The organism is Ruminococcus sp. (genome assembly GCF_019417665.1).
Lineage (GTDB): Bacteria > Bacillota > Clostridia > Oscillospirales > Ruminococcaceae > Ruminococcus_C.
On sequence record NZ_DXUU01000029.1, the window covers coordinates 1 to 20120 of the forward strand.

24 protein-coding genes and 1 tRNA gene are annotated in these 20120 nt (G+C 45.8%); 17 read left to right on the forward strand and 8 right to left on the reverse strand.

Annotated features, from left to right (window positions below; genetic code table 11):
• Positions 1 to 73: 73 nt before the first annotated feature.
• The 8 genes from QZ375_RS08550 (at position 74) to QZ375_RS08585 (ending at position 6310) form a co-directional block, all read left to right on the forward strand.
• The gene (locus QZ375_RS08550) at positions 74 to 574 is read left to right on the forward strand and encodes a hypothetical protein (protein ID WP_295217926.1); all 501 of its coding nucleotides are present in this window, start codon (positions 74 to 76) and stop codon (positions 572 to 574) included.
• A gap of 229 nt (positions 575 to 803) precedes the next feature.
• Positions 804 to 1781, forward strand: a complete 978-nt coding sequence (locus tag QZ375_RS08555; protein ID WP_295217928.1) for a beta-ketoacyl-ACP synthase III — start codon at positions 804 to 806, stop codon at positions 1779 to 1781.
• A gap of 91 nt (positions 1782 to 1872) precedes the next feature.
• Positions 1873 to 2529 carry a P-loop NTPase gene (locus QZ375_RS08560; protein WP_295217931.1) on the forward strand — a complete coding sequence of 219 codons (657 nt, stop codon included), beginning with the start codon at positions 1873 to 1875 and terminating at the stop codon, positions 2527 to 2529.
• A gap of 74 nt (positions 2530 to 2603) precedes the next feature.
• A complete protein-coding gene (locus QZ375_RS08565; RefSeq protein ID WP_295217933.1) occupies positions 2604 to 2810 on the forward strand; it encodes a 4Fe-4S dicluster domain-containing protein in 207 nt (68 codons plus the stop codon).
• Between the two features lie 17 nt (positions 2811 to 2827).
• Positions 2828 to 3889 carry a 3-methyl-2-oxobutanoate dehydrogenase subunit VorB gene (locus QZ375_RS08570; protein ID WP_295217935.1) on the forward strand — a complete coding sequence of 354 codons (1062 nt, stop codon included), beginning with the start codon at positions 2828 to 2830 and terminating at the stop codon, positions 3887 to 3889.
• The gene (locus QZ375_RS08575) at positions 3889 to 4647 is read left to right on the forward strand and encodes a thiamine pyrophosphate-dependent enzyme (protein WP_295217937.1); all 759 of its coding nucleotides are present in this window, start codon (positions 3889 to 3891) and stop codon (positions 4645 to 4647) included. The genes QZ375_RS08570 and QZ375_RS08575 overlap by 1 nt, the downstream gene beginning before the upstream one ends.
• A complete protein-coding gene (locus tag QZ375_RS08580; protein WP_295217939.1) occupies positions 4644 to 5177 on the forward strand; it encodes a 2-oxoacid:acceptor oxidoreductase family protein in 534 nt (177 codons plus the stop codon). Before QZ375_RS08575 ends, QZ375_RS08580 begins: the two co-directional genes overlap by 4 nt.
• A 200-nt stretch (positions 5178 to 5377) precedes the next feature.
• Positions 5378 to 6310, forward strand: coding sequence for a mechanosensitive ion channel family protein (locus QZ375_RS08585; protein WP_295217940.1), 933 nt, complete (start codon positions 5378 to 5380; stop codon positions 6308 to 6310).
• A gap of 277 nt (positions 6311 to 6587) precedes the next feature.
• On the opposite strand, the gene QZ375_RS08590 is transcribed toward QZ375_RS08585, so the two are convergent.
• The 8 genes from QZ375_RS08590 to QZ375_RS08625 form a co-directional block, all read right to left on the reverse strand.
• A complete protein-coding gene (locus QZ375_RS08590) occupies positions 6588 to 6761 on the reverse strand; it encodes a FeoB-associated Cys-rich membrane protein (RefSeq protein WP_295217941.1) in 174 nt (57 codons plus the stop codon).
• A 27-nt stretch (positions 6762 to 6788) separates the two neighbouring features.
• Entirely contained in the window at positions 6789 to 8933 is a 2145-nt protein-coding gene (gene feoB, locus QZ375_RS08595; protein ID WP_295217942.1) for a ferrous iron transport protein B, read from the reverse strand.
• Positions 8934 to 9033: 100 nt separating this feature from the next.
• Positions 9034 to 9255, reverse strand: coding sequence for a ferrous iron transport protein A (locus QZ375_RS08600; RefSeq protein ID WP_295217944.1), 222 nt, complete (start codon positions 9253 to 9255; stop codon positions 9034 to 9036).
• Positions 9256 to 9299: 44 nt separating this feature from the next.
• Positions 9300 to 9512 carry a FeoA family protein gene (locus QZ375_RS08605; RefSeq protein ID WP_295217946.1) on the reverse strand — a complete coding sequence of 71 codons (213 nt, stop codon included), beginning with the start codon at positions 9510 to 9512 and terminating at the stop codon, positions 9300 to 9302.
• A 353-nt stretch (positions 9513 to 9865) separates the two neighbouring features.
• Positions 9866 to 10915, reverse strand: a complete 1050-nt coding sequence (locus QZ375_RS08610; RefSeq protein ID WP_295217948.1) for a CPBP family intramembrane glutamic endopeptidase — start codon at positions 10913 to 10915, stop codon at positions 9866 to 9868.
• A 126-nt stretch (positions 10916 to 11041) separates the two neighbouring features.
• A complete protein-coding gene (locus QZ375_RS08615) occupies positions 11042 to 12340 on the reverse strand; it encodes a M20/M25/M40 family metallo-hydrolase (protein ID WP_295217950.1) in 1299 nt (432 codons plus the stop codon).
• An 83-nt stretch (positions 12341 to 12423) separates the two neighbouring features.
• Positions 12424 to 13398 (reverse strand): 2-hydroxyacid dehydrogenase, encoded by a 975-nt coding sequence (locus QZ375_RS08620; protein ID WP_295217952.1) that lies wholly within the window; start codon positions 13396 to 13398, stop codon positions 12424 to 12426.
• Positions 13399 to 13452: 54 nt separating this feature from the next.
• Complete coding sequence (locus QZ375_RS08625; protein WP_295217954.1) at positions 13453 to 14010, reverse strand: hypothetical protein; 558 nt, start codon at positions 14008 to 14010, stop codon at positions 13453 to 13455.
• A gap of 420 nt (positions 14011 to 14430) precedes the next feature.
• On the opposite strand from QZ375_RS08625, the gene QZ375_RS08630 reads away from it, so the two are divergent.
• From QZ375_RS08630 to QZ375_RS08670, 9 genes are all read left to right on the forward strand, one after another.
• A tRNA-Met gene (locus tag QZ375_RS08630) sits at positions 14431 to 14507 on the forward strand.
• 560 nt (positions 14508 to 15067) lie between these two features.
• Positions 15068 to 15901 (forward strand): NERD domain-containing protein, encoded by an 834-nt coding sequence (locus QZ375_RS08635; protein WP_295217956.1) that lies wholly within the window; start codon positions 15068 to 15070, stop codon positions 15899 to 15901.
• Between the two features lie 560 nt (positions 15902 to 16461).
• A complete protein-coding gene (gene mobC, locus QZ375_RS08640; RefSeq protein WP_295217958.1) occupies positions 16462 to 16809 on the forward strand; it encodes a plasmid mobilization relaxosome protein MobC in 348 nt (115 codons plus the stop codon).
• Positions 16758 to 18161: a relaxase/mobilization nuclease domain-containing protein gene (locus QZ375_RS08645; protein ID WP_295217960.1), complete on the forward strand. Its 1404-nt coding sequence runs from the start codon at positions 16758 to 16760 to the stop codon at positions 18159 to 18161. The genes mobC and QZ375_RS08645 overlap by 52 nt, the downstream gene beginning before the upstream one ends.
• A 78-nt stretch (positions 18162 to 18239) precedes the next feature.
• Positions 18240 to 18467: a hypothetical protein gene (locus QZ375_RS08650; RefSeq protein WP_295217962.1), complete on the forward strand. Its 228-nt coding sequence runs from the start codon at positions 18240 to 18242 to the stop codon at positions 18465 to 18467.
• A 21-nt stretch (positions 18468 to 18488) separates the two neighbouring features.
• Positions 18489 to 18920 carry a single-stranded DNA-binding protein gene (locus QZ375_RS08655; protein WP_295217964.1) on the forward strand — a complete coding sequence of 144 codons (432 nt, stop codon included), beginning with the start codon at positions 18489 to 18491 and terminating at the stop codon, positions 18918 to 18920.
• Positions 18917 to 19417 (forward strand): hypothetical protein, encoded by a 501-nt coding sequence (locus QZ375_RS08660; protein WP_295217966.1) that lies wholly within the window; start codon positions 18917 to 18919, stop codon positions 19415 to 19417. The genes QZ375_RS08655 and QZ375_RS08660 overlap by 4 nt, the downstream gene beginning before the upstream one ends.
• Entirely contained in the window at positions 19380 to 19628 is a 249-nt protein-coding gene (locus QZ375_RS08665) for a hypothetical protein (protein WP_295217967.1), read from the forward strand. The genes QZ375_RS08660 and QZ375_RS08665 overlap by 38 nt, the downstream gene beginning before the upstream one ends.
• A gap of 219 nt (positions 19629 to 19847) precedes the next feature.
• Positions 19848 to 20111 (forward strand): hypothetical protein, encoded by a 264-nt coding sequence (locus QZ375_RS08670; protein ID WP_295217969.1) that lies wholly within the window; start codon positions 19848 to 19850, stop codon positions 20109 to 20111.
• Positions 20112 to 20120: the final 9 nt, after the last annotated feature.

Below are 20120 nucleotides of genomic sequence, written 5' to 3' on the forward strand. Positions count from 1 at the left end.
AATCGACTGACCTTTCTTTTTTACCCAACAATATCTTTAATTAAGGGAAACGGGAGAGGGAATCCCGGATGCGATGACGCTGATCCGGCTTTCTGAGATCTTTGGTGTGAGTGTGAATGAATTGATCTATTCGCAGATAGAAAAAAACGAAATAGAGCCGAAAACCGTCGATTCTACTGCTAGTAGATTTACGTGGAAGCACTATTTTATTACTCTGCTGTCCATAGGCGGCGTATGGCTGGCGGCGTTTCTGACCATCTGCTTTTTCCAATTCCTGGCGCCGGAGATTGCAGAAGTGTGGAATTCTCGTGTGCTTTGCTATGCCGCTCCTGCCTGTTTTGTTGTATGGCTGGTACTTGCAGTTCTCTGGTGGCCGTATGTGTGGCGTTTTATCTGTATTACAGGGATCATCTGGTTTACAGCAGTGTCACTTCATGTGACATTTCCTATATCGGGCATTGGCGTTGTCTATCTGGTCGCAGGCGTGCTCCAGATTTTGCTGACATTTTGTTATTTATGGAAATGTGCGGCAGAGCACCGGATACTTCGATTATCGTTGTTTCCAAAAGGATAGGATATATTGGGGCAGAATGCGTTTCTGCTCCATTTTTTGTGCTTGTTCTCCTCCAAAGTCGTTCTTTTTTGAGATTTGTAGACCCGATTCTCATGGGAATGGGTGGATTCTACTGGGAAAAGCAGGTATACTAATTGCATCAGGCAGTGCTTTGGCACTGGAATATTTTCGAAACTGACTTCTCTCAGTGAGACAGCTGGTTTGGATAGAATGTGGAGGAACTTGATGTATGAAACAGGAAATTGGAATTCGTTTGTTGGGAACAGGAAGCTGTGTGCCGTCTCAAGTGGTCACCAATGCAGATATGGAAGGTATTGTGGAAACCAGTGACGAGTGGATCCGGACGAGAACCGGGATCGAACAGCGGCATATTGCAGATGGAGAGACGAATCTGGCTTTGACAAAGACTGCCGCAGAACGTGCTATGGCTATGGCCGGCATTGACCCAAAGGAGATTGGCGTGGTGATCTGTGCGACGATGACGGGAGAGACTATGGTACCCTCTCTTGCTTGTCTGTTACAGAGAGAATGTGGATTGTCGGAGCATGTCTTTGCCTTTGATATGAGCGCTGCCTGTACCGGGTTTCTCTATGCCCTGCATACGGCACGTGCGCTGCTGTGTGCTGTACCGGAGAAAAAGTATGCGCTGGTAACAGGCAGTGAGCTTCTGAGCCGGATCACGGACTTTTCAGACCGGAATACCTGCGTCCTCTTCGGAGACGGTGCCGGAGCTGCCGTATTGGAACTGGATGAGAATACGGCGTATTATTTCGACGGCGGTGCAAAAGGGGATGATCAGGTGTTGTACTGCCCCAGAAATTACACGCTGCCGAATCCCTTTTCCCATGCAGATGCAGAACCGAAGCAGCAGAAGGTGTCGATGGAAGGCAGGGCAGTGTATACCTTTGCTGTACAGGCATTGACAGGCAGTATTTTGCGGACAGCGGAGCAGGCTGGTGGGCTGCCGGACAAATATATTTGTCATCAGGCAAATGCACGTATTATTCAGACTGCGGCGAAACAGCTGAAAGAACCTATGGAGAAATTTTTTATGAATATCGAACACTGTGGGAACACTTCTGCGGCATCTATTCCCATTGCCCTGGACGAATGTGTGCGCAGCGGCGGTATACAGCGGGGTGAAACAGTGATGCTGTCTGGGTTTGGCGGCGGTCTGGCATATGGAACAGCCTTTTTCACGTTTTGATTGGGGAATAAATTGTGTCAAACAGTTGCATTCTGTCGATAGTTGTGGTATAATAAAGGTCGTGTGCGGACAGACGCAGAAAGGAGCCCCTATGAAAAAAATAACCATCATCACCGGACATTACGGATCCGGCAAAACCAATCTGGCAGTAAATCTGGCACTTCGCCTGGCAGATGCCGGAGAAAAGGTCACAGTGGTGGATTTTGATATTGTCAATCCCTATTTCCGCACGGCGGATTTTGCCGGGCTGTTTGAATCTCACGGCATTACGCTTGCGGCGTCCATGTATGCCAATACCAGCCTGGACATCCCGGCGATCTCCTTTGATATGGAACGTATGGCATACGAACCGGGATATCTTATTGTAGATGTAGGCGGCGATGACGCTGGTGCCATCGGGCTGGGACGGTATGCAGAGGGCTTTTCTGCCTATGTGCCGGATCAGCTGGATATGTGGTATGTGATCAACCGCTATCGCTATCTCACGGAAGAACCGGGTGAGACGCTGACGCTGATGCGTGAGATCGAAGCGGTCTCCCGGATGCGCCACACGGGTATTGTGAATAATTCCAATCTGGGTAGAGAAACCACTGCGCAGACCATTCTGAATGCACTGCCCTATGCAGAAGAAATCGCAAAGCAGGCACAGCTGCCTTTGGTATACACCACTTATCGGGAAGATCTGAGAATAAATGTTCCGGATCCATTTCCGGTACAGGTGTATGTGAAGCCGGTTTGGGAACAGTGAGATATCAGAGATCAGAAATATCAATTCTATAAAAATGAACAGTAGCTTACTGCACGTAGAAAGGGGTGAGTCAGATGGAGAAAATGCAGGTACAGTTTGAACGCTGTAAGGGATGCGGACTTTGCGTGACGGCATGTCCCAAGAAAATCGTTGCACTGCAAAAGGAAAAACGCAACGAAAAAGGCTATTTCACTGCGGTCTGCACCGATCAGGATGCTTGCATCAGCTGTGCAATGTGTGCTATGATGTGCCCGGACTGCGCAATCACCATTCAAAAGTAGAAAGAAGGTTAACCCCAATGGAAAGAAGTCTCATGAAAGGCAATGAGGCATTGGCAGAGGCGGCGATTCGTGCCGGCTGTAAGTGCTTCTTTGGCTATCCGATCACACCGCAGACAGAACTGTCTGCATATATGGCAAAACGTATGGAAAAATCCGGCGGTGTCTTTTTACAGGCAGAGTCGGAGATCGCTGCCATCAATATGGTTCTTGGCGCAGCGTCTACCGGCGTGCGTGCAATGACATCCTCCTCTTCGCCGGGTGTTTCCCTGAAGGCAGAGGGCATTTCTTACATGGCAGGCTCTGACCTGCCGGGTCTGATCATTAACGTACAGCGCGGCGGTCCGGGTCTGGGTTCTATCCAGCCGGCGCAGTCGGACTATTATCAGGCAACCCACGCTATGGGTCACGGCGATTTTCATATTCTTGTGTATGCACCGTGTTCTGTGCAGGAAATGGTGGATACTGTAACATTGGCATTTGACAAGGCAGATCAGTACCGTATGCCGGCAATGATTCTGGCAGACGGTCTGCTGGGACAGATGATGGAACCGGTGACATTCCCTGAACCCCGTACAGAGCTGCCGGATAAGTCTGATTGGGCAGCTTGTGGTCATAAGGGTGCGCATGAGCATCACATCATCAACTCTCTGTATCTGGACGCACCGCTGCTGGAGGCAAAGGTGCAGGAACGCTTCAAGCGCTATGCGATCATTGAAGAAACCGAAACAGACGCAGAGCTGTACTGTTGTGAGGACGCTGAGATCGTAGTAACCGCTTATGGTGCATCTGCCCGTGTGGCAAAGTCCGCAGTTACCAGCGCACGGCGCAATGGCATCAAGGCAGGTCTGTTCCGTCCCAAGACCTTGTGGCCGTTCCCGAAGAAGGAATTGTGTGAGGCAACAAAGCATGCGTCCCAGATCCTGGATGTGGAAATGTCCATGGGTCAGATGATCGATGACGTTCGTCTGGCAACTCAGTGCCGTCTGCCGGTGGCTTTCTTCGGCAGAACCGGCGGCGTGATCCCGACCCCGGCAGAAGTGCTGGCAGAAATTGAAAAATTGGCAGGAGGTGCAGAATAATGGCAGTTGTATTTGATCATCCCAAGTCCCTTCTGGATGTGCCGACCCATTTTTGCCCGGGCTGCGGTCATGGTATCGTGCACCGCTTGGTCTGCGAGGTGATTGATGAAATGGGCATTGAGGGCGAGACTATCGGCGTTGTTCCGGTAGGATGTTCTGTTATGTCCTATAATTATTTTGGCTGTGATGTCATTGAGGCACCTCACGGCAGAGCACCGGCTGTGGCAACAGGTGCAAAGCGTGTGAACCCGGATAAGATGGTATTCACCTATCAGGGTGACGGCGATCTTGCTGCCATCGGTACAGCAGAGACGGTTCATGTGGGTACTCGTGGGGAGAATCTGGTGATTATCTTCATCAACAACACCACCTATGGCATGACAGGCGGTCAGATGGCACCGACAACACTGCCAGGGCAGGTAACTCAGACGACACCTTTCGGACGGAATACGGATACTGCTGGTTTCCCCATCCGCATCTGCGAAATGATGGCGACCCTCAGCGGTACTGCTTTGGCACAGCGTGTGGCAATTGATACTGTTCCCCATATCCGGGAAGCCAAGAAGGCAATCCGCAAGGCTTTCGAAAACGAAAAGGCAAAGCGTGGTTTGTCCATTATTGAAGTGCTTTCCACTTGCCCCACCAACTGGGGACTTTCTCCGGCGGAATCCATGGAATTTGTCAAGGACAAGATGATCCCATACTATCCGCTGGGTGTGTATAAGGATGTTACAGCAGAGGAGGCAGCACAGGCATGACAACGGAAATTATTTTAGCTGGTTTCGGCGGACAGGGCATTCTGTTTGCCGGAAAGGTTCTGGCATATTGTGCACTGATCGACAATCGTGAGATCTCATGGCTGCCGTCCTATGGTCCGGAAATGCGTGGAGGCACCGCAAATTGCTCTGTCTGCATCTCTGATGAGCCGATCGGTTCTCCCGTTGTGGCAAATCCGGATTATCTGATCGCTATGAACGGTCCTTCTTATAAGAAGTTTATTGATGCGGTAAAGCCGGGCGGTTTGGTATTGTTGGACAATTCCATCGTGGACGAGAAATGCACCCGCAGTGATGTGAAGGCAATCTCTCTGCCGGCAACAGATATGGCATCAGATGCCGGGCTGAATGGTGCGGCAAATATGGTTCTGCTGGGCAGAATGCTGGCAGAGACAAGTCTGTTCTCTATGGAGACGGTACAGAAAGCAATGGAAAAGTGCATTCCGCCGAAGCGTGCACATCTGATTGCCTCCAATCTGAAGGCGATTGAGCTGGGAATGGCACAGAAATAAGCATTTTCTGTACATATCAGATATCGTATTTTCGCAATGCTCCCTTTGTCGGACTTTCCGTGATATTCCGGTAGTCTGAGAAAGGGAGCTTTTTGCTTTTTACATATTGGGTGATCCTCAGAAATCTGCGATTCATCGCCTTGACCTTTTTCGGGAAATAAGGTATAATAGGGAAAATGCGCTGCGGAGGAGGTGAAAATATGAGCAGTATGCTGTCAACAGAGATGGTCACTGTTGCAACAGAAACAACTGAAGCTGCACCTGTACAGAATGTGGTAGATACTGTTAGTCATGAGGTAGAACAGACAACGAGCATTCTCTCAAACTTGTTCCAGCCTTTTTTGGATAAACTGCCGGAATTGATTTTTGCGGTGATTTTTTTGGCAGTGGGATATTTCTTGATAAAACAGGTTATGCGTTTTGTTCGGCGCACTTTTGAACGCTCTAATATGGATGGCATTATGGCAAGCTTTGTTCGGTCGGTCATCAAGATCATCCTCTATGTATTGCTTGTTGTGATCGTCCTTTCCATTCTGGATGTGCCTATGGATTCTATTGTTGCTGTGATCGCATCTGCTGGTGTAGCAGTGGGTCTGGCGTTAAAGGACAGCCTTTCGAACCTTGCCGGCGGATTCATTATCTTGTTCTCCAAGCCCATGAAAGAGGGCGATACTGTGGAAGTGGACGGTGTGATCGGTAAGATTGAGGCGATTACAATTTTGTATACACGAATTGTAACGCCGGACAATAAGACGGTTTTCATTCCCAATGGTGTGGTTTCCGGCAGCAAGATCATCAATTATACAGATAAGGAATTGCGCCGGGTGGATCTATTTTTCGGCATCAGCTATGAAAATGATATTGATATGGCACGTACAGTTCTTATGGATACAGTTCAGGCGGCGCCTGAGACATTGCATGACCCTGCACCGGAGGTTTTTGTCAGCAGCCATGACGAAAGTGCAGTGACCCTGCGCTTGCAGGTCTGGACGAAAAGCGAGAACTACTGGGCACTGCATTATCGTCTGCTGGAGGACGTCAAAAAGGCGTTCGACCGCAAGGGGATCGCCATTCCATATCCGCAGGTGGATGTACATGTCTTGGAAAATGCGGAAAAATCTGAGGAGAAATAATTGAAAAACCGGGGATCTTGGAAATGTTGCATGAGTTTGTATTTATTTTATGGAATATTTGTAAATGTTCTTAGATTCTATTGACAGACAGGGGGTTGCGGAGTATAATATAAGTATCCTTTCTTAAAAATTTTTTTCATAAAAATCCCCTTACTAAAACGCTCATCTGCTCCCTCAGATGAGCGTTTTACTTTTTCCTGAACAGAAAGAGATAGATAGAATAAAACCGCATCGGATGCTTGACTGAACAGGTTCCCGATGCGGTTTTGCTTTTGGTTTATTTTGATTTTGTTTCTGTTTTGCTGTGGCAAAGCTGGGAATTGGGACAGCAGCCACAGTTGCATCCGCAGGAGGACTTGCCGTTTCGTTTATCCTTTACCAGCTTCCATACCACAAGGGCTATGACTGCCGCCAGAATGAGGATCACGATCCATGTACCGATACTGCTCATAAACTGCCTCCTTTGGAAATGATGTGTTTATACCTTTACTTTTGCGCCGAGCTTATTGCTTTCCTTGTAGGGTCTTACCAGCATATAGATCATAAATACAATGATAGCAATTGCTACGATCAATCCGATAACGTTGACATTTCCGGTGAAAATGGAACCGATCTGGTAAATGCACAGGGAAACGGCATAGGCAAATACGCACTGATAGCCAATGGCGAAGGCAGTCCATTTTGCATTGTTCATTTCCCGCTTGATAGCACCCATTGCTGCGAAGCACGGTGCGCAGAGCAGATTGAACACCAGGAAGGAGTAGCCTGCCAGTGCAGAGAAGCTGGCTGCAAACTGCCCCCAGATCTCATCGCCATTTTCAGAAACTTCTCCGGCAAAGTGATAGAGAGAACCATAAGTGGCAACGACGTTTTCCTTTGCAATGAGTCCGGTGACTGCGGCAACAGCTGCCTTCCAGTCTCCCCAGCCCAGAGGTGCAAAGATCCATGCAATTGCACTGCCGATTACTGCCAGGATGGAGTTGTCGATGTCCTCAACCATGCCGAAGCTGCCGTTCTCCATACCGAAGCCCATGAGGAACCAGAGTACGATAGTGGAGAGCAGAATAATGGTGCCGGCTTTTTTGATGAATGACCAGCCACGCTCCCACATGGAACGAAGCACGCTGCCTACAGTGGGCATATGATATGCCGGAAGTTCCATGACAAAGGGAGCCGGATCGCCGGAGAATATTTTGGTTTTCTTCAGCATGATGCCAGACACGATAATTGCTGCGACGCCGATGAAATAAGCGGATGTTGCCACCCAGCCGGCATTGCCAAACAATGCGCCGGCGATTAATCCGATGATGGGCACCTTTGCGCCGCAGGGAATGAAAGTGGTGGTCATAATGGTCATGCGGCGGTCACGCTCATTTTCGATGGTACGGCTTGCCATGATACCCGGTACGCCGCAGCCTGTACCAATGAGCATGGGGATAAAGGATTTGCCGGAGAGACCGAACTTCCGGAAAATACGATCCACAACAAAGGCGATTCTTGCCATATAGCCGCAGGATTCCAGGAACGCCAGAAAGAGGAACAATACCAGCATCTGGGGTACGAATCCCAGGACAGCACCGACACCGCCGATGATGCCGTCTACGATCAGGCTTTGCAGCCAGCCGACACAGTGAATGCTTTCCAACAGATAGTTTGCACCATCGGTGATCCAGCCGCCGAAGAGGGTGTCGTTCATAAAGTCAGTGACCCATGTCCCCACAGTTGTGACAGAAACATAGTATACGATAAACATGACAACGGCAAAGATCGGCAGTGCCAGCCAGCGGTTGGTAACGATCCGGTCGATCTTATCCGAAGTCGTCATGCCTGTTTGTTTCTTTTTCAGACAATCCTTGATGATTGATGCAATGTACAGATACCGCTCGTTGGTGATGATGCTCTCCGCATCGTCATCCATTTCCTGTTCTGCTGCGGCAATATCCCTTTCAATATGTGATTTTGTCTGTTCGGGAATCCGCAGCTGCTCCAGAACTTTTTCGTCTCGTTCAAAGATTTTGATGGCGTACCATCTCTGCTGCTCTTCCGGTACATCGTGCAGAAACGCTTCCTCAATGTGCGCCAGAGCGTGCTCTACGCATCCACCGAATTTGTGCTGGGGAATCATGGGCGTCTTGCTCTGTGCGGCGCTGACAGCTGCTGCAGCGGCTTCTTCCACGCCAGTGCCTTTCAATGCAGAGATTTCTACGACCTGACAGCCCAGTTCCTTTGCCAGCTGATCTTTGCGGATCTGGTCGCCATTTTTCCGGACAACGTCCATCATATTGATGGCAACAACGACTGGAATTCCAAGCTCCACCAACTGTGTGGTCAAATACAGATTTCGTTCCAAATTCGTTCCGTCAACAATGTTGAGTATGGCATCCGGACGTTCCTGTATCAGGTAATTCCGGGCAACGACTTCCTCCAATGTGTATGGGGAAAGGGAATAAATACCCGGCAGGTCGGTGATAATGACCTCTTTTTGTCCTTTCAGTTTACCCTCTTTTTTCTCCACCGTAACACCCGGCCAGTTGCCTACAAATTGGTTGGAACCGGTCAGGGCATTGAACAACGTGGTTTTTCCGGCGTTGGGATTGCCGGCTAATGCGATCTTGATACCCATTGCATTCATCCTTTCATGGTTTTAATTAGATAAAGCTAACTGATTGGCTGAAAAATAGGCGCACAGCTTTTTTGAAGCGGCAATTGTGCGCACCATTCGTTTATTCGATTTCGATCATTTCAGCATCTGCCTTGCGCAGAGACAGTTCATAGCCGCGAACAGTGACTTCAACAGGATCGCCCAGGGGCGCTACTTTACGGATAAAGATCTCCACCCCTTTGGTGATGCCCATGTCCATGATTCTGCGCTTCACAGCGCCCTCGCCGGTGAGCTTTTTGACATGGACGGTCTGACCGACTTTTGCTTCTCGCAGTGTTGCCATAATAATCTCCTTTCCAAAACCTGCTGCCGAAACGGCACAGGTACTTATACCATAATTTTGTTTGCCATTTCCTTTGAAATCGCCACACGGGATTCCTTGACATTGACGATGACATTTCCGCCCATGGCATTTACCACGGTGATTCTTCCGCCTACGACAAATCCCAGATTTTCCAGAAATTTTTTGGTTTCCGGGTTTCCGCCGATCTTTCTGATCAGGTTTTCTTCCCCCGGATTTGCAAATGTCAGTGGCATCATAACCATCCTCCTCGCAATATGCTGGAATAGAATAGGTTAGAAAAAGCTAACTTATTCTAGAGAAAAATGGGTTAGGAAAACCTAACCCATTAGATAGTATACAACTTTTACTTTGCTTTGTCAAGGGAAAAACCGATTTTTCTGAGATTTGTAGGACTACACAAATAAGATGGTGGAAAACTTATCGTAATTTGTGGAAATTTGGATGTAATGTATTTTAAAGGATGCTATCGGAATATTGTGTCCCAGTCTGCTGTATCGCCTAAAGATGCAGCAGCGTAATATTTCAGGATTTATGTAATTATGCAAATAGACGCAATCGTTAACCGACTGCGTCTATCTTATAAGGGAAATCAATTGTGTTCTGTTATTGTTTGCGGTACATTTTGTAAGATTGGATCTGCCGTCTGTCCCAGATCCCGGTTTTTGCAGAAGAGCCAGACAATGAGGATCGCTGCGATCAACACGAATGTCACACAAAGACCACCTTCGGGTCCGAATTCGCCGCCATTCCAGAGTGTCATATTATCTTTTTGCATGGTGCGGAGAATGGCATTTTCAGATGTCATGCCGCTGACCTGGAGCCCGAAAATATTCCCCTGGGCGAAATTCCAGATGGAATGAATGGCGCATGCACCCCAGAGATTGCCCCGGCGTATCATGTATACGGTCATAAAGATACCGAAAAGGAATAAATTCAGCAGCGCCAGGGGAGACAAGCCCGGATTTGCCAGATGCAGAAAGGCAAAGGCGATGGAGTTTACTACCATGCCGACCCAGAGCGGCATCCACCGGGAAACGGAAACACAGAAGTAACCACGGCATAGAATTTCTTCCGATGCTCCCTGAATCAAGTATCCCAGGAAAGAGAAAATCAAAATAGGAAGCATTTTGGGTTGGAATACAATGCCTTCCAGCTTGACACCACCGAACAGCAGATTCAGCCCGACCACGAGTACAAACATCAGCAGTCCCACGCCTAGCCCGATGCAGTATTCCGAGATGCCTTTTTTTCGGGTCAGACCCAGGGTGGAAAGCTTCCGTTTTTCTATTTTTGTACAGTAGATCAGAGTGACTATGATACAGCCGGCAGTGGCAAACAGGCTTGCCGTTGTGACCCAGCTGGGCAGTTGTTTTGTGATCTCCATAATAGAATTCATGTATGATTCCATGGTAAATGTACCATTTTGTACAGATTCCAGAAACTCTTGGTATGCCGGCGTCTGTACCATGCCTATTATGGTAGGCACTATGGTGATGATATTTTCAGCGATCATGACTACCAGAAAAACCAGCAGAAAGATCAGGATCTCCAGCCACAGTTTATGCCCGCGGCTTTCCAGTCGTGCATTGCGCACCATCAGCGGATCTCGCAGAGACAGTGCAGATTGTTTTTGTGTCATATGTATACGTCCTTTCTTTAGCTTACTAGCTATATAGTACACTAATTTTGCTGTTTTGTCAAGTTCCTGGTATAAATAATTGTATTTTTTGGGGTAATATACGAAAAAAGGCGGAGATAAAGGGGTTTATTGACAGATTCGCAAAATTGCTGCTGCCATCATTTCTGTGTTCTGTACAAGCTGGTCAATGGGCAGAAATTCGTTGTCACCGTGCATATGGTAATCCCATTCGGGATATTCCATGCCGAATGCCACACCGCCGGGGATGTCGTGAACATAAGTGCCACCGCCGATGGCGATGCATGTGCCGGGCTGCCCGGTCTGTTCTTCGTAGACTGCCAGTAGATCCTGTACCAGAGGTGTATCTTTAGGTGTATGATGAGGGTCACTTTGGATCTGTGCTTCGCATTGGAATCCGTATGCTGCGAAGACATTTTGCACCTGCTGCAATACTGTTTCTTTTGTGACGGATATGGGATAACGGATGTCTATACAGCCATGTATCTGGCCATGCTGGATCTGGAGCATACTGCATACGCAGGTCAGTGTGCCGGATTCTTCGTCAGAACAAGCAATGCCTAGACCACTGCCGTCGGTGCAGTTGTGAGGAAACAGTTTGGACAAGGCGGCGCAGTCCGGAAAATTGCCCTGCTGGGTCAATTGTGCCAACAGTCCGGTAATGGCGTTGTCACCTGTTTCTGGTGTGGAGGCGTGGGCAGCAGTGCCGCTGTATGTTTGCTTTTGTCCATCTGATAGCACAGCGGATGCATTTGCCGGAACAGCGTTGGGTGCAGTTCCGGCTTCAAATTGATGGATCCGGTCGAACGTTGTCTTGGAAAATGTCAAACGGAGCATTCCTTTTTCCAGATGGATCAGGGGATAACTGCCGTCCGGCGTGAACACCTGGGGCGGCATGGTGTCTTTCTGGAGATAATATTCCAGGTCGGTGGAACCATTTTCCTCGTTGCAGCCTAACAGAAAGCGGACGTTTTTCCGCAGAGGAATGCCAGCTTCCCGGATGGCACGCAGGGCATACAGTACGGCAACAGCTGGACCTTTGTCATCAATGGCACCTCTGCCATAGATGCAATTCTCTCGAACTTCTGCTGTGAATGGGTTAGAACTCCAGTTGGATGCCACAGCCGGAACCACATCCAGGTGACAGAGAATCCCCAGGTGGGGCGGCAGGGATGGATTCCAATCGGCTGCACCCATGTGGTAGTCATAATTTTTACAGATCATACCCAACTGATGGAGTTCTCGCAGCATATATTGCAGCGCATCGGCACAGGGCTTGCCATAAGGGAAATTGCTGTCCTGTGGCTGCGGTATCGCAACGCTTGGGATGGCAATCAACTCTGACAGGGTTTGCAGCATGGCGTCCTGGTTGGTGTGAATACGGTTCTTGACGGGTTCGGGTAACATATGGATTCCTTCTTTCTATAAATGTAAAGGCGATCAGTAAGATCGCCTGAAATCGTAAAATGGGAGATTTGAAGATATCGCCATTATTGGATCTGGTTCTGTAATGTGTCGTCTTTAAAGAAAGCATCCAGATTTTCCAGTGTAATTTTTGCAATGTTGTGCAGAGCTTCGGTAGTCAGAAATGCCTGGTGGGAAGTCAGGACAACGTTGGGCATGGATACCAGCAGAGACAGGATCGTGTCACGCTTTACGGTGTCAGAACGATCCTCAAAGAAAAATTCTGTTTCCTCTTCGTAGACATCCAGCCCAGCACCGGCGATCTTACCGTTTTTCAGGGCATCCAGAAGCGCTTCGCTTTCTACCAGCATACCACGGGATGTGTTCAGCAGGAATACGCCGTCTTTCATTTGTGCAATGGTGTCCCGGTTGATCAAGTGTCTGGACTGCTCCGTCAGAGGACAGTGGAGGGAGATGATATCACACTGCTGCAGTAGTTTTTCCAAAGGCACATAGGGGAAGTCGGCATCTTTCAGCGGATATGGATCATACGCTAGCACATTCATGCCGAAGCCCTGGCAGATCTGGATGAAGATCTGCCCGATCTTACCTGTTCCGATAACACCGACAGTTTGGTTGTGGAGGTCAGATCCCACCAGACCGTTCAGGGAAAAGTTGAAATCCCTTGTGCGGAAATATGCCTTGTGGATCTTTCGGTTTAGGGTCAGCAGCAGACCCATGGTGAATTCTGCTACGGCATAAGGAGAATAGCCTGGCACGCGCACAATGGGAATGCGTCCGGCGGCTGCTTTCCGGTCTACATTATTATAGCCGGAACAGCGCATGGCGATGATTTCCACACCAGCACGGCAAAGCCCGTCAATGACTGTATCATTTAAGGTGTCATTGACAAAAGGAATGACAGCGCGGCAGCCTTGTGCCAAAGAAACAGTATCTGGAGTCAGCTTGTGTTCATAAAATTTAAACTCATAATTCTGGTTCAGACGGTTGAACCAGATGCGGTCGTAGGGCTTGGTGTCAAAAAAAGCAATACGTTCCATAATGGCTCCTTTCAGGGAAAAAGGCTGAGATCTGTTTGACTATATAAACATATCTCAGTGTTTGGGGGAGATTCTTGGTTTAAGATATCTTCGATAGAGCAGCGGGAAGCAGCCCATGCTAAAATCATAACACCAGAACATAACATTTGCCATGCCTAGGAGAATCCATCCGCCGTATTTTCCATAGTCACCCAGGGATTCCAGAAGTTCTTTCATGCCGAGCACATAGACGGATATCCAGAAAAAGGCGAGGACAGCTCCATTGAACAAAACCAAACGCAGAAGAAACGCAAATGGTTTCCATTTTGTGTGTTCGATTTTTGGGCGCAGCAGGGGATAATAGCCGAAGAAAAATAAAAAGACAAGAGCTGCGTCTTTGTTCGGAGTAATAAAAAGGGAGAGCAATCCCACTGAAATATAGGTGAGCAGTCCCCAATATGTGTTGGTTTCCAGTGCCATAATATAAATGAGTGCGCTTGCCGCCATGGGCAGGATCAGATAGAACATAGGGAATATACCGGTCAGAAACATGCAGACCAGACAAAGCGATGCGATAATGCCGCCCAATGCGATACGATAGCTGATTGATTGGGTAGATTCTTTTTGACGCATGATGAAACACCTCGTGCTTAGGAACGTAGTTTGAATTTCCTTATAGTTTCATCTTACCAGAAAACCTCTGCTCTGTCAACTATTTTACAAAAAATCATATTGCTGGCTGCGCCGTTTTAGTTTAACCGGAAAGGCGGAAATTATACGGCATATTTATAGATATTTTGTTTGGTGTTTCTTTTCACGAGAAGTTTTGATTGGCAAAAAATAAAAATATAGGGTGTGCTCTTTACATCTTCACCTTTCTTTTTTGTTCCTAAACGGTCCTACATTTATTGGATAAATCTAACTTCATCTTTTGTAATAAAAGAAATATATACTGTTATCTTTAAAAATAAAGAATATTATTTTTTCTGTTGACATGATCCTCCGTTTGTGGTATACTATATGAGTCGGCATGAGTTACATGTTGAATGATATCGCGGGATGGAGCAGCTCGGTAGCTCGTCGGGCTCATAACCCGAAGGTCGTCAGTTCAAATCTGGCTCCCGCAACCAAAATGAAATTGTAAGAGCCTTGCAGGAATGCAGGGCTTTTACAAAATGCATATTTCAGTCGAAAGGCTGTATATATAAAAAACTGATGTAAAGTGCAGAATAGAGCACTTCACATACTACCGAAACGGCAGCATCCCTCACTACTTTGCGGTGGCTGAGTCCAAACCATTTCGTTTGATGATAACGGTTTGAACGAAAGCACAGAAAGTACCGTCAACAGCTTGGGGCTGTTGAAAAAGGATGTTCAGTTTTTGGGTTTGCTTAAAAAAGAGCAAGCCTGCCAGAATGGTACTCTGGACAGGCTCGCAAAAATCTATTCAAAACATCGCATTTTAGAGTGACGGTCAGCCACTTCCAAAACGGATACTTGAACAGCATTCCTACAAGTCAGTACAGAATACGGGTTAACGCTTCTGTCTGGCGTAAGGGCGTGGTTGTGTTTGCCGCACAGCTATGCCCTGTGGGGGTGCTCTTTTTGTATGTAATTGTACCATGACTTGGCTGATTTGTCAAGAGGTATTTTAAAAATAGATAGAATTTTTTGTAAAGGAAACATCAAAATGGGGCTATTTCATCGTGAAAAGGTAATAATTCCAGAAAATCCTGTTTTACTTAACTCTTCCGAACCATTTTCGGCTGCGTTGCAGCTGGATGGATTGGAACGATATGGAAAGCTTTATTGTCGATTTCTATCAGAGGAAAAAAGAAAAGAAATTCAGAAACAGAAATATATCGTAGAACGTGGCTTACAGGGAGAGGAATTGACACTGAAGGCATTGCTTCGTACACCTCTGCATATGTTGATTATCAAAGATTTGCATTTTTCTTATGGAACAATTCCAACACAGATCGATTTTATTGTGATTACGAATAAATTGTTTTTTGTGCTGGAATCAAAAAATTGGAATTCCAATTTTAAGATTGATTCCTGTGGAGAATTCATTTCATTAGATACGAATAAGCGTTGGAAAAGTCCGATTGCACAGAATTTGGAACACGTTGAATATGTGAGGAGAATTTATCAGGGATTTCAGCCGAAAGATAAAATGCAACGATTTCAGAATCTGATTGTTTGGGCAAATGAATCCAGTGTCTTGGAACGAACAGAAGCTCCTGCTGATATTATCGCCTCCATCACCTATGCAAAGAATTTGCCTAACTTGATTTTAGAAAAGTATAATTCTTGTTCGATGAAACCATTGAAGTCAGTAGAGATGCAAAAAATTGCAGATTCTTTTTTTGCATATTGTTCTGAACATGCAGTAGGACGAAAATGTCCGGTATGCGGAAAGAATTTGGTTCTTCGCAAAGGGAAAACTGCGTTCTGGGGATGCGAAGGATTTCAAAACGGATGCCGATATACAGAACAAGTAGCATGTGATGTTGATATATGAAATTTTGGCTGTTTCGCAAAAATGCGAAACGGTCTTTTTGTTTTTTAATACATTTTTGAAAAAGAGTCATCTTGAATGGATGGCTCTTTTTTATTTTTTGCCCAAAATATATAATTCGATTTTGTGCAACTTACTGAATTTTACTCGGAATCGAAAAAAATGTGTAAAATCACCGATAACGTGACGAATGAAACCGGTATATATAGTGAGGAGGCATTTTTTCAGATGTTTTCTGAAATTCTCCTTTCAGCACTTTTATGGGGAGAGCACATTGCAGATATATTGCTCCTTCCTCGTGTCTGTTCCAATCGGCTGCAAGCCGATGAAACAGACAGGGCTAACTTGCCATTGAATTTCTCACTAAGGTATCGGGCAACAGCCCGAAGAAAGTGGGACACCCACAGGGTGTCCATCTAAGATAGCAAGCACTGTTATTTGTGACACAAATAACCATTTCCACAGGAAATGATGCTTGTTAGGGGAAATCCCCTAAGACCCCAATTTTACATTTCGGCACAGCCGAAATAACACGCACAGCGAAACAAAGGAGGTACATGCAAATGCACGATCAATCAGAAAATCGCACTGTTTACATCAAATGCCGTGTGACGCCAGAGGAATACGATTATATTCTGCAAAAAATGAAATGTACTGGTTGCAGTACAATGTCTACTTATTTGCGGAAAATGGCGATTAGCGGATTGATTGTCCGGTACGATTCCCAGCTGTTTTTAGATCTACAGCGGAGATTGCATAGTGTTGCGAATAACATCAATCAGATTGCAATCCGTGTGAATCAGAGTGATTCATTGTATCAGGATGATTTATTGGAATTGAAGAAAAAGGTGAATGAGATATGGCGTACACTGAGATCCATTCAATCCACTCTACGCTGCGAGATGCGATAGCTTATATCATGCATCCAGTAAAAACGGATAATGGTAGATATGTAGAAACATATGGATGCTTGCCCTTTGATGCAAATCAAATTGCACAAGATTTTGAAGAAGTCCGTAAAATGGGAACGAGTCGGGGTAGTGTGTTAGCGCAGCATATGATACAATCCTTTCGCCCAGGTGAAGTGACACCAGAGCAAGCAATGGAAATTGGCAAAAAAACAGCAGATGCATTTTTCAAGGGAAAGTATCAATATGTCATATCCGTGCACTTGGACAAAGAGCATCTGCATTGCCATGTCATCGCAAATAACATTAGTTTTGATAACTTTCGCAGTTTTGAATATCAGGAAAATCAAAACAAAAAAGCCAAAGAGAATCTCATGAAAATCAGCGATGCAATTTGTCAGGAATATGGTCTGAGTGTCATTGAGAATCCAGAGCATGGAAAAGGAAAAAGTCACTATGAATGGGACATGGCACGACAGGGACTTTCTTGGAAGGCGAAGCTGAAAAATGAAATCGACCAGACAATTATGGAGAGCAACAGTTTTGAAGATTTTCTTGAAAAATGTAAGACTCATGGTATTCTGGTGGAGTATATTCCTGATCATAAAATCAATCTGAAATTCATGCTTGCAGAGCAGAAAAAAAATAACCCCCGTGCGCATATGACGAGAGCAAGAACACTGGGCTGGTATTATGAAGAAAAGCAGATTTGCAAACGAATTGAGAATTATACATTACTGAAAACTGGAAGACTTTCTGCGCCGCAAAAATCACATCTCATTGACACCACATCAGAACGATTTCAACAGGCGAAGGGATTGGAACGTTGGGCAGAGATTCAGAACATGAAGGAAGCTTCCAAGATTCTAAATTTCTTGACAGAGCATGGAATTGAAGATCAGGCAGAATTGGAGAAACAATCTGTTTCCGCATATGGAGATCGTGTACAGTTGGTTGGCAATTTGAATCAGTTACAGCGGCAGATTGATGCTGTTTCGGACGTGATAAAGCTTGTCAAAAAATACAAGAAATACAAGCCCTACCAGGAAGAGCACAATCAAGCGACTTTTAAGAAAAAATATGCCAAGGATCATGCGCATGAATTGCAGCAGTTTGAAGATGCAAAAAATGCTCTGATGCAGCAATTTCCTGATCGGAAAATTCCAAGCCTGGAGCGATTACAGAAAGATCGGGATAAGTTGATCGCACAACGGAATGAGGAAAACGGAAAGTATCGTCAAGTAGTTGCAGAACTGAAAGAATTGGATTTTGCCAGAACGACGATTGAAGAATATTTGCGCAGTCAACAGCAGACACAGCAGAGGCAGAAAAAGAAAGATGATGAGCTTTACTAAGAATCTGTTCATAGAGGAGGAATGCGTTTTATGCTCTATCAGGATTATTGAAATGTGACATTTGAGCAGATTGAATTGATGAAACGTACAATTGGTTTTGACGGAACAAGACTCCATGGCTTGAAGTACAAGTCGTTTCGAATCCGTAAAAATGATTTTTGTGCTGATGGGAGAGAATCAAAACAACTGCACTATCTTTGTTCTGTTGGCATAATGGAGCATTGCAACAAAAATCATTATCGTCTGACAATGGATGGAATTACGCTTTTGGGTTATGTGACGGAAGTAGAAATTCTGGGATGGTAACAAAAAACAGGAGGAATTCAAATGAATATGAATCAAGTAAACTTAATGGGACGTTTGACAGCGGATCCGGAATTGCATATGATTGATGAAGATAAATGTGTATGTAATGTAGTAGTTGCCTGTGAACGCCGGGACAGAGAAAAAGTGGATTTTATCCGCTGTGTCGCATGGAATAAAAAGGCGCAGTTTCTTTGCGAATGGTTTGCGAAAGGACGCATGATTGCACTCAGTGGAGCACTGCGAACACGGTCTTATGAGCAAAACGGTGAAAAACGATATTTGACCGAGGTGCAGATCATAGATATTTTCTTTACCGGTGAATATGCTGCAAAAAATCAAGAGGAAGAACTGGACGTACAATTGAAGGATACAGTATCGGAATCTGGTTGGAGCAATGACTTTGACCTATCAGAATTTGAAGAGATTCTGTCAGATGAGGAGATACCATTTTGAAAAAGATGTGGAAACAGGAACAGCTGTCAATCGCAAGGACAGAGATTCCGGTAAAAGACGTCAAGGAACTGTTGGAAGCCTTGCATCCGACTGAACGAATACACGCTTATTCGTTTTATCAAGATGCATTGGAAGCCGTCAGAAGCCGTTTGGAATGTACCTATCATTTTATTTGTCAAATGAGTACATCTCAGGTTACTTATTCACCACTGCTTTCTCCGAGGCAACATGCCTACTGTGGACATGCAATGCTGGCAGCAAGTGTTGGTGATTTTGATAAAGCTTATCAGAATGTTATTCTCTTTGTGCAAGATCATATTGCAAAGCAAAATATCAGTAAAGGAAGTATGCTGACTGGTGCAGAGCTGATGCAGTTGTACCGTATGATTCTTGTTATACAATCTTATGGGAGAAAGGAGAACCAGTATGGGAATATTGAAGACAATTTGGAATCGACTGATGATTCCGCCGAAGAAAATCGAGCCAAGCTATTATGATTACATTGCGGCACAAAAACGTGTAGAGCAAATGACAGTGGTCAATGAGGATATTCAGAATCTGGATGAGATGATTACAGATATGCAGATGTGTCGTCGTGGCAATCGGGAGGGCATTTTGACATTGCAATGGTTTATAATGGCGAGGAGAAAGAATTGGAACTTTGGTTGGATGGTGATTTTTCTGACAATACCACATGTGGAGAATTGATGCAATTTTTACTCCGTGAACGAACACGACAAAGAATACTTCTTCGGCATCTCTTGAGTAATGCATGATTTTCCAACGTTCGTCACGAAAGCGGAGAAAAATACATGCTTTCGTGACGAGCAGAAAGGTCTTTTTATCGTTCCTGTGACGAAATGAAAAGGTTTTTTCAGGGAATGTTTTCGTGACGAAACGGGGAGGATTTTCTTTGGAGGTGAGAGAATGACAGAAACGAAACATTGTAAGATCTGCGGAAAGGAAATCGGTAATATTTATGAAACAGATTACTTTTCTTTGATTTCAAGACAGTATTGTCAAGACTGTCGGAAGCAGTCTGATCGGCAGAACAGCCGTATTCGTTCCAAGAAGTATCGGGAAAAGAAAAAGCTGGAACTGGAAGAAGCCAAGAAGAAGGCACAGGCAGTACAGGAAGAAAACGAAGAGCTGCAGCAGCAGATCAGAGCACTGCGCAGTATCATAGATTGAGAGGAGTTT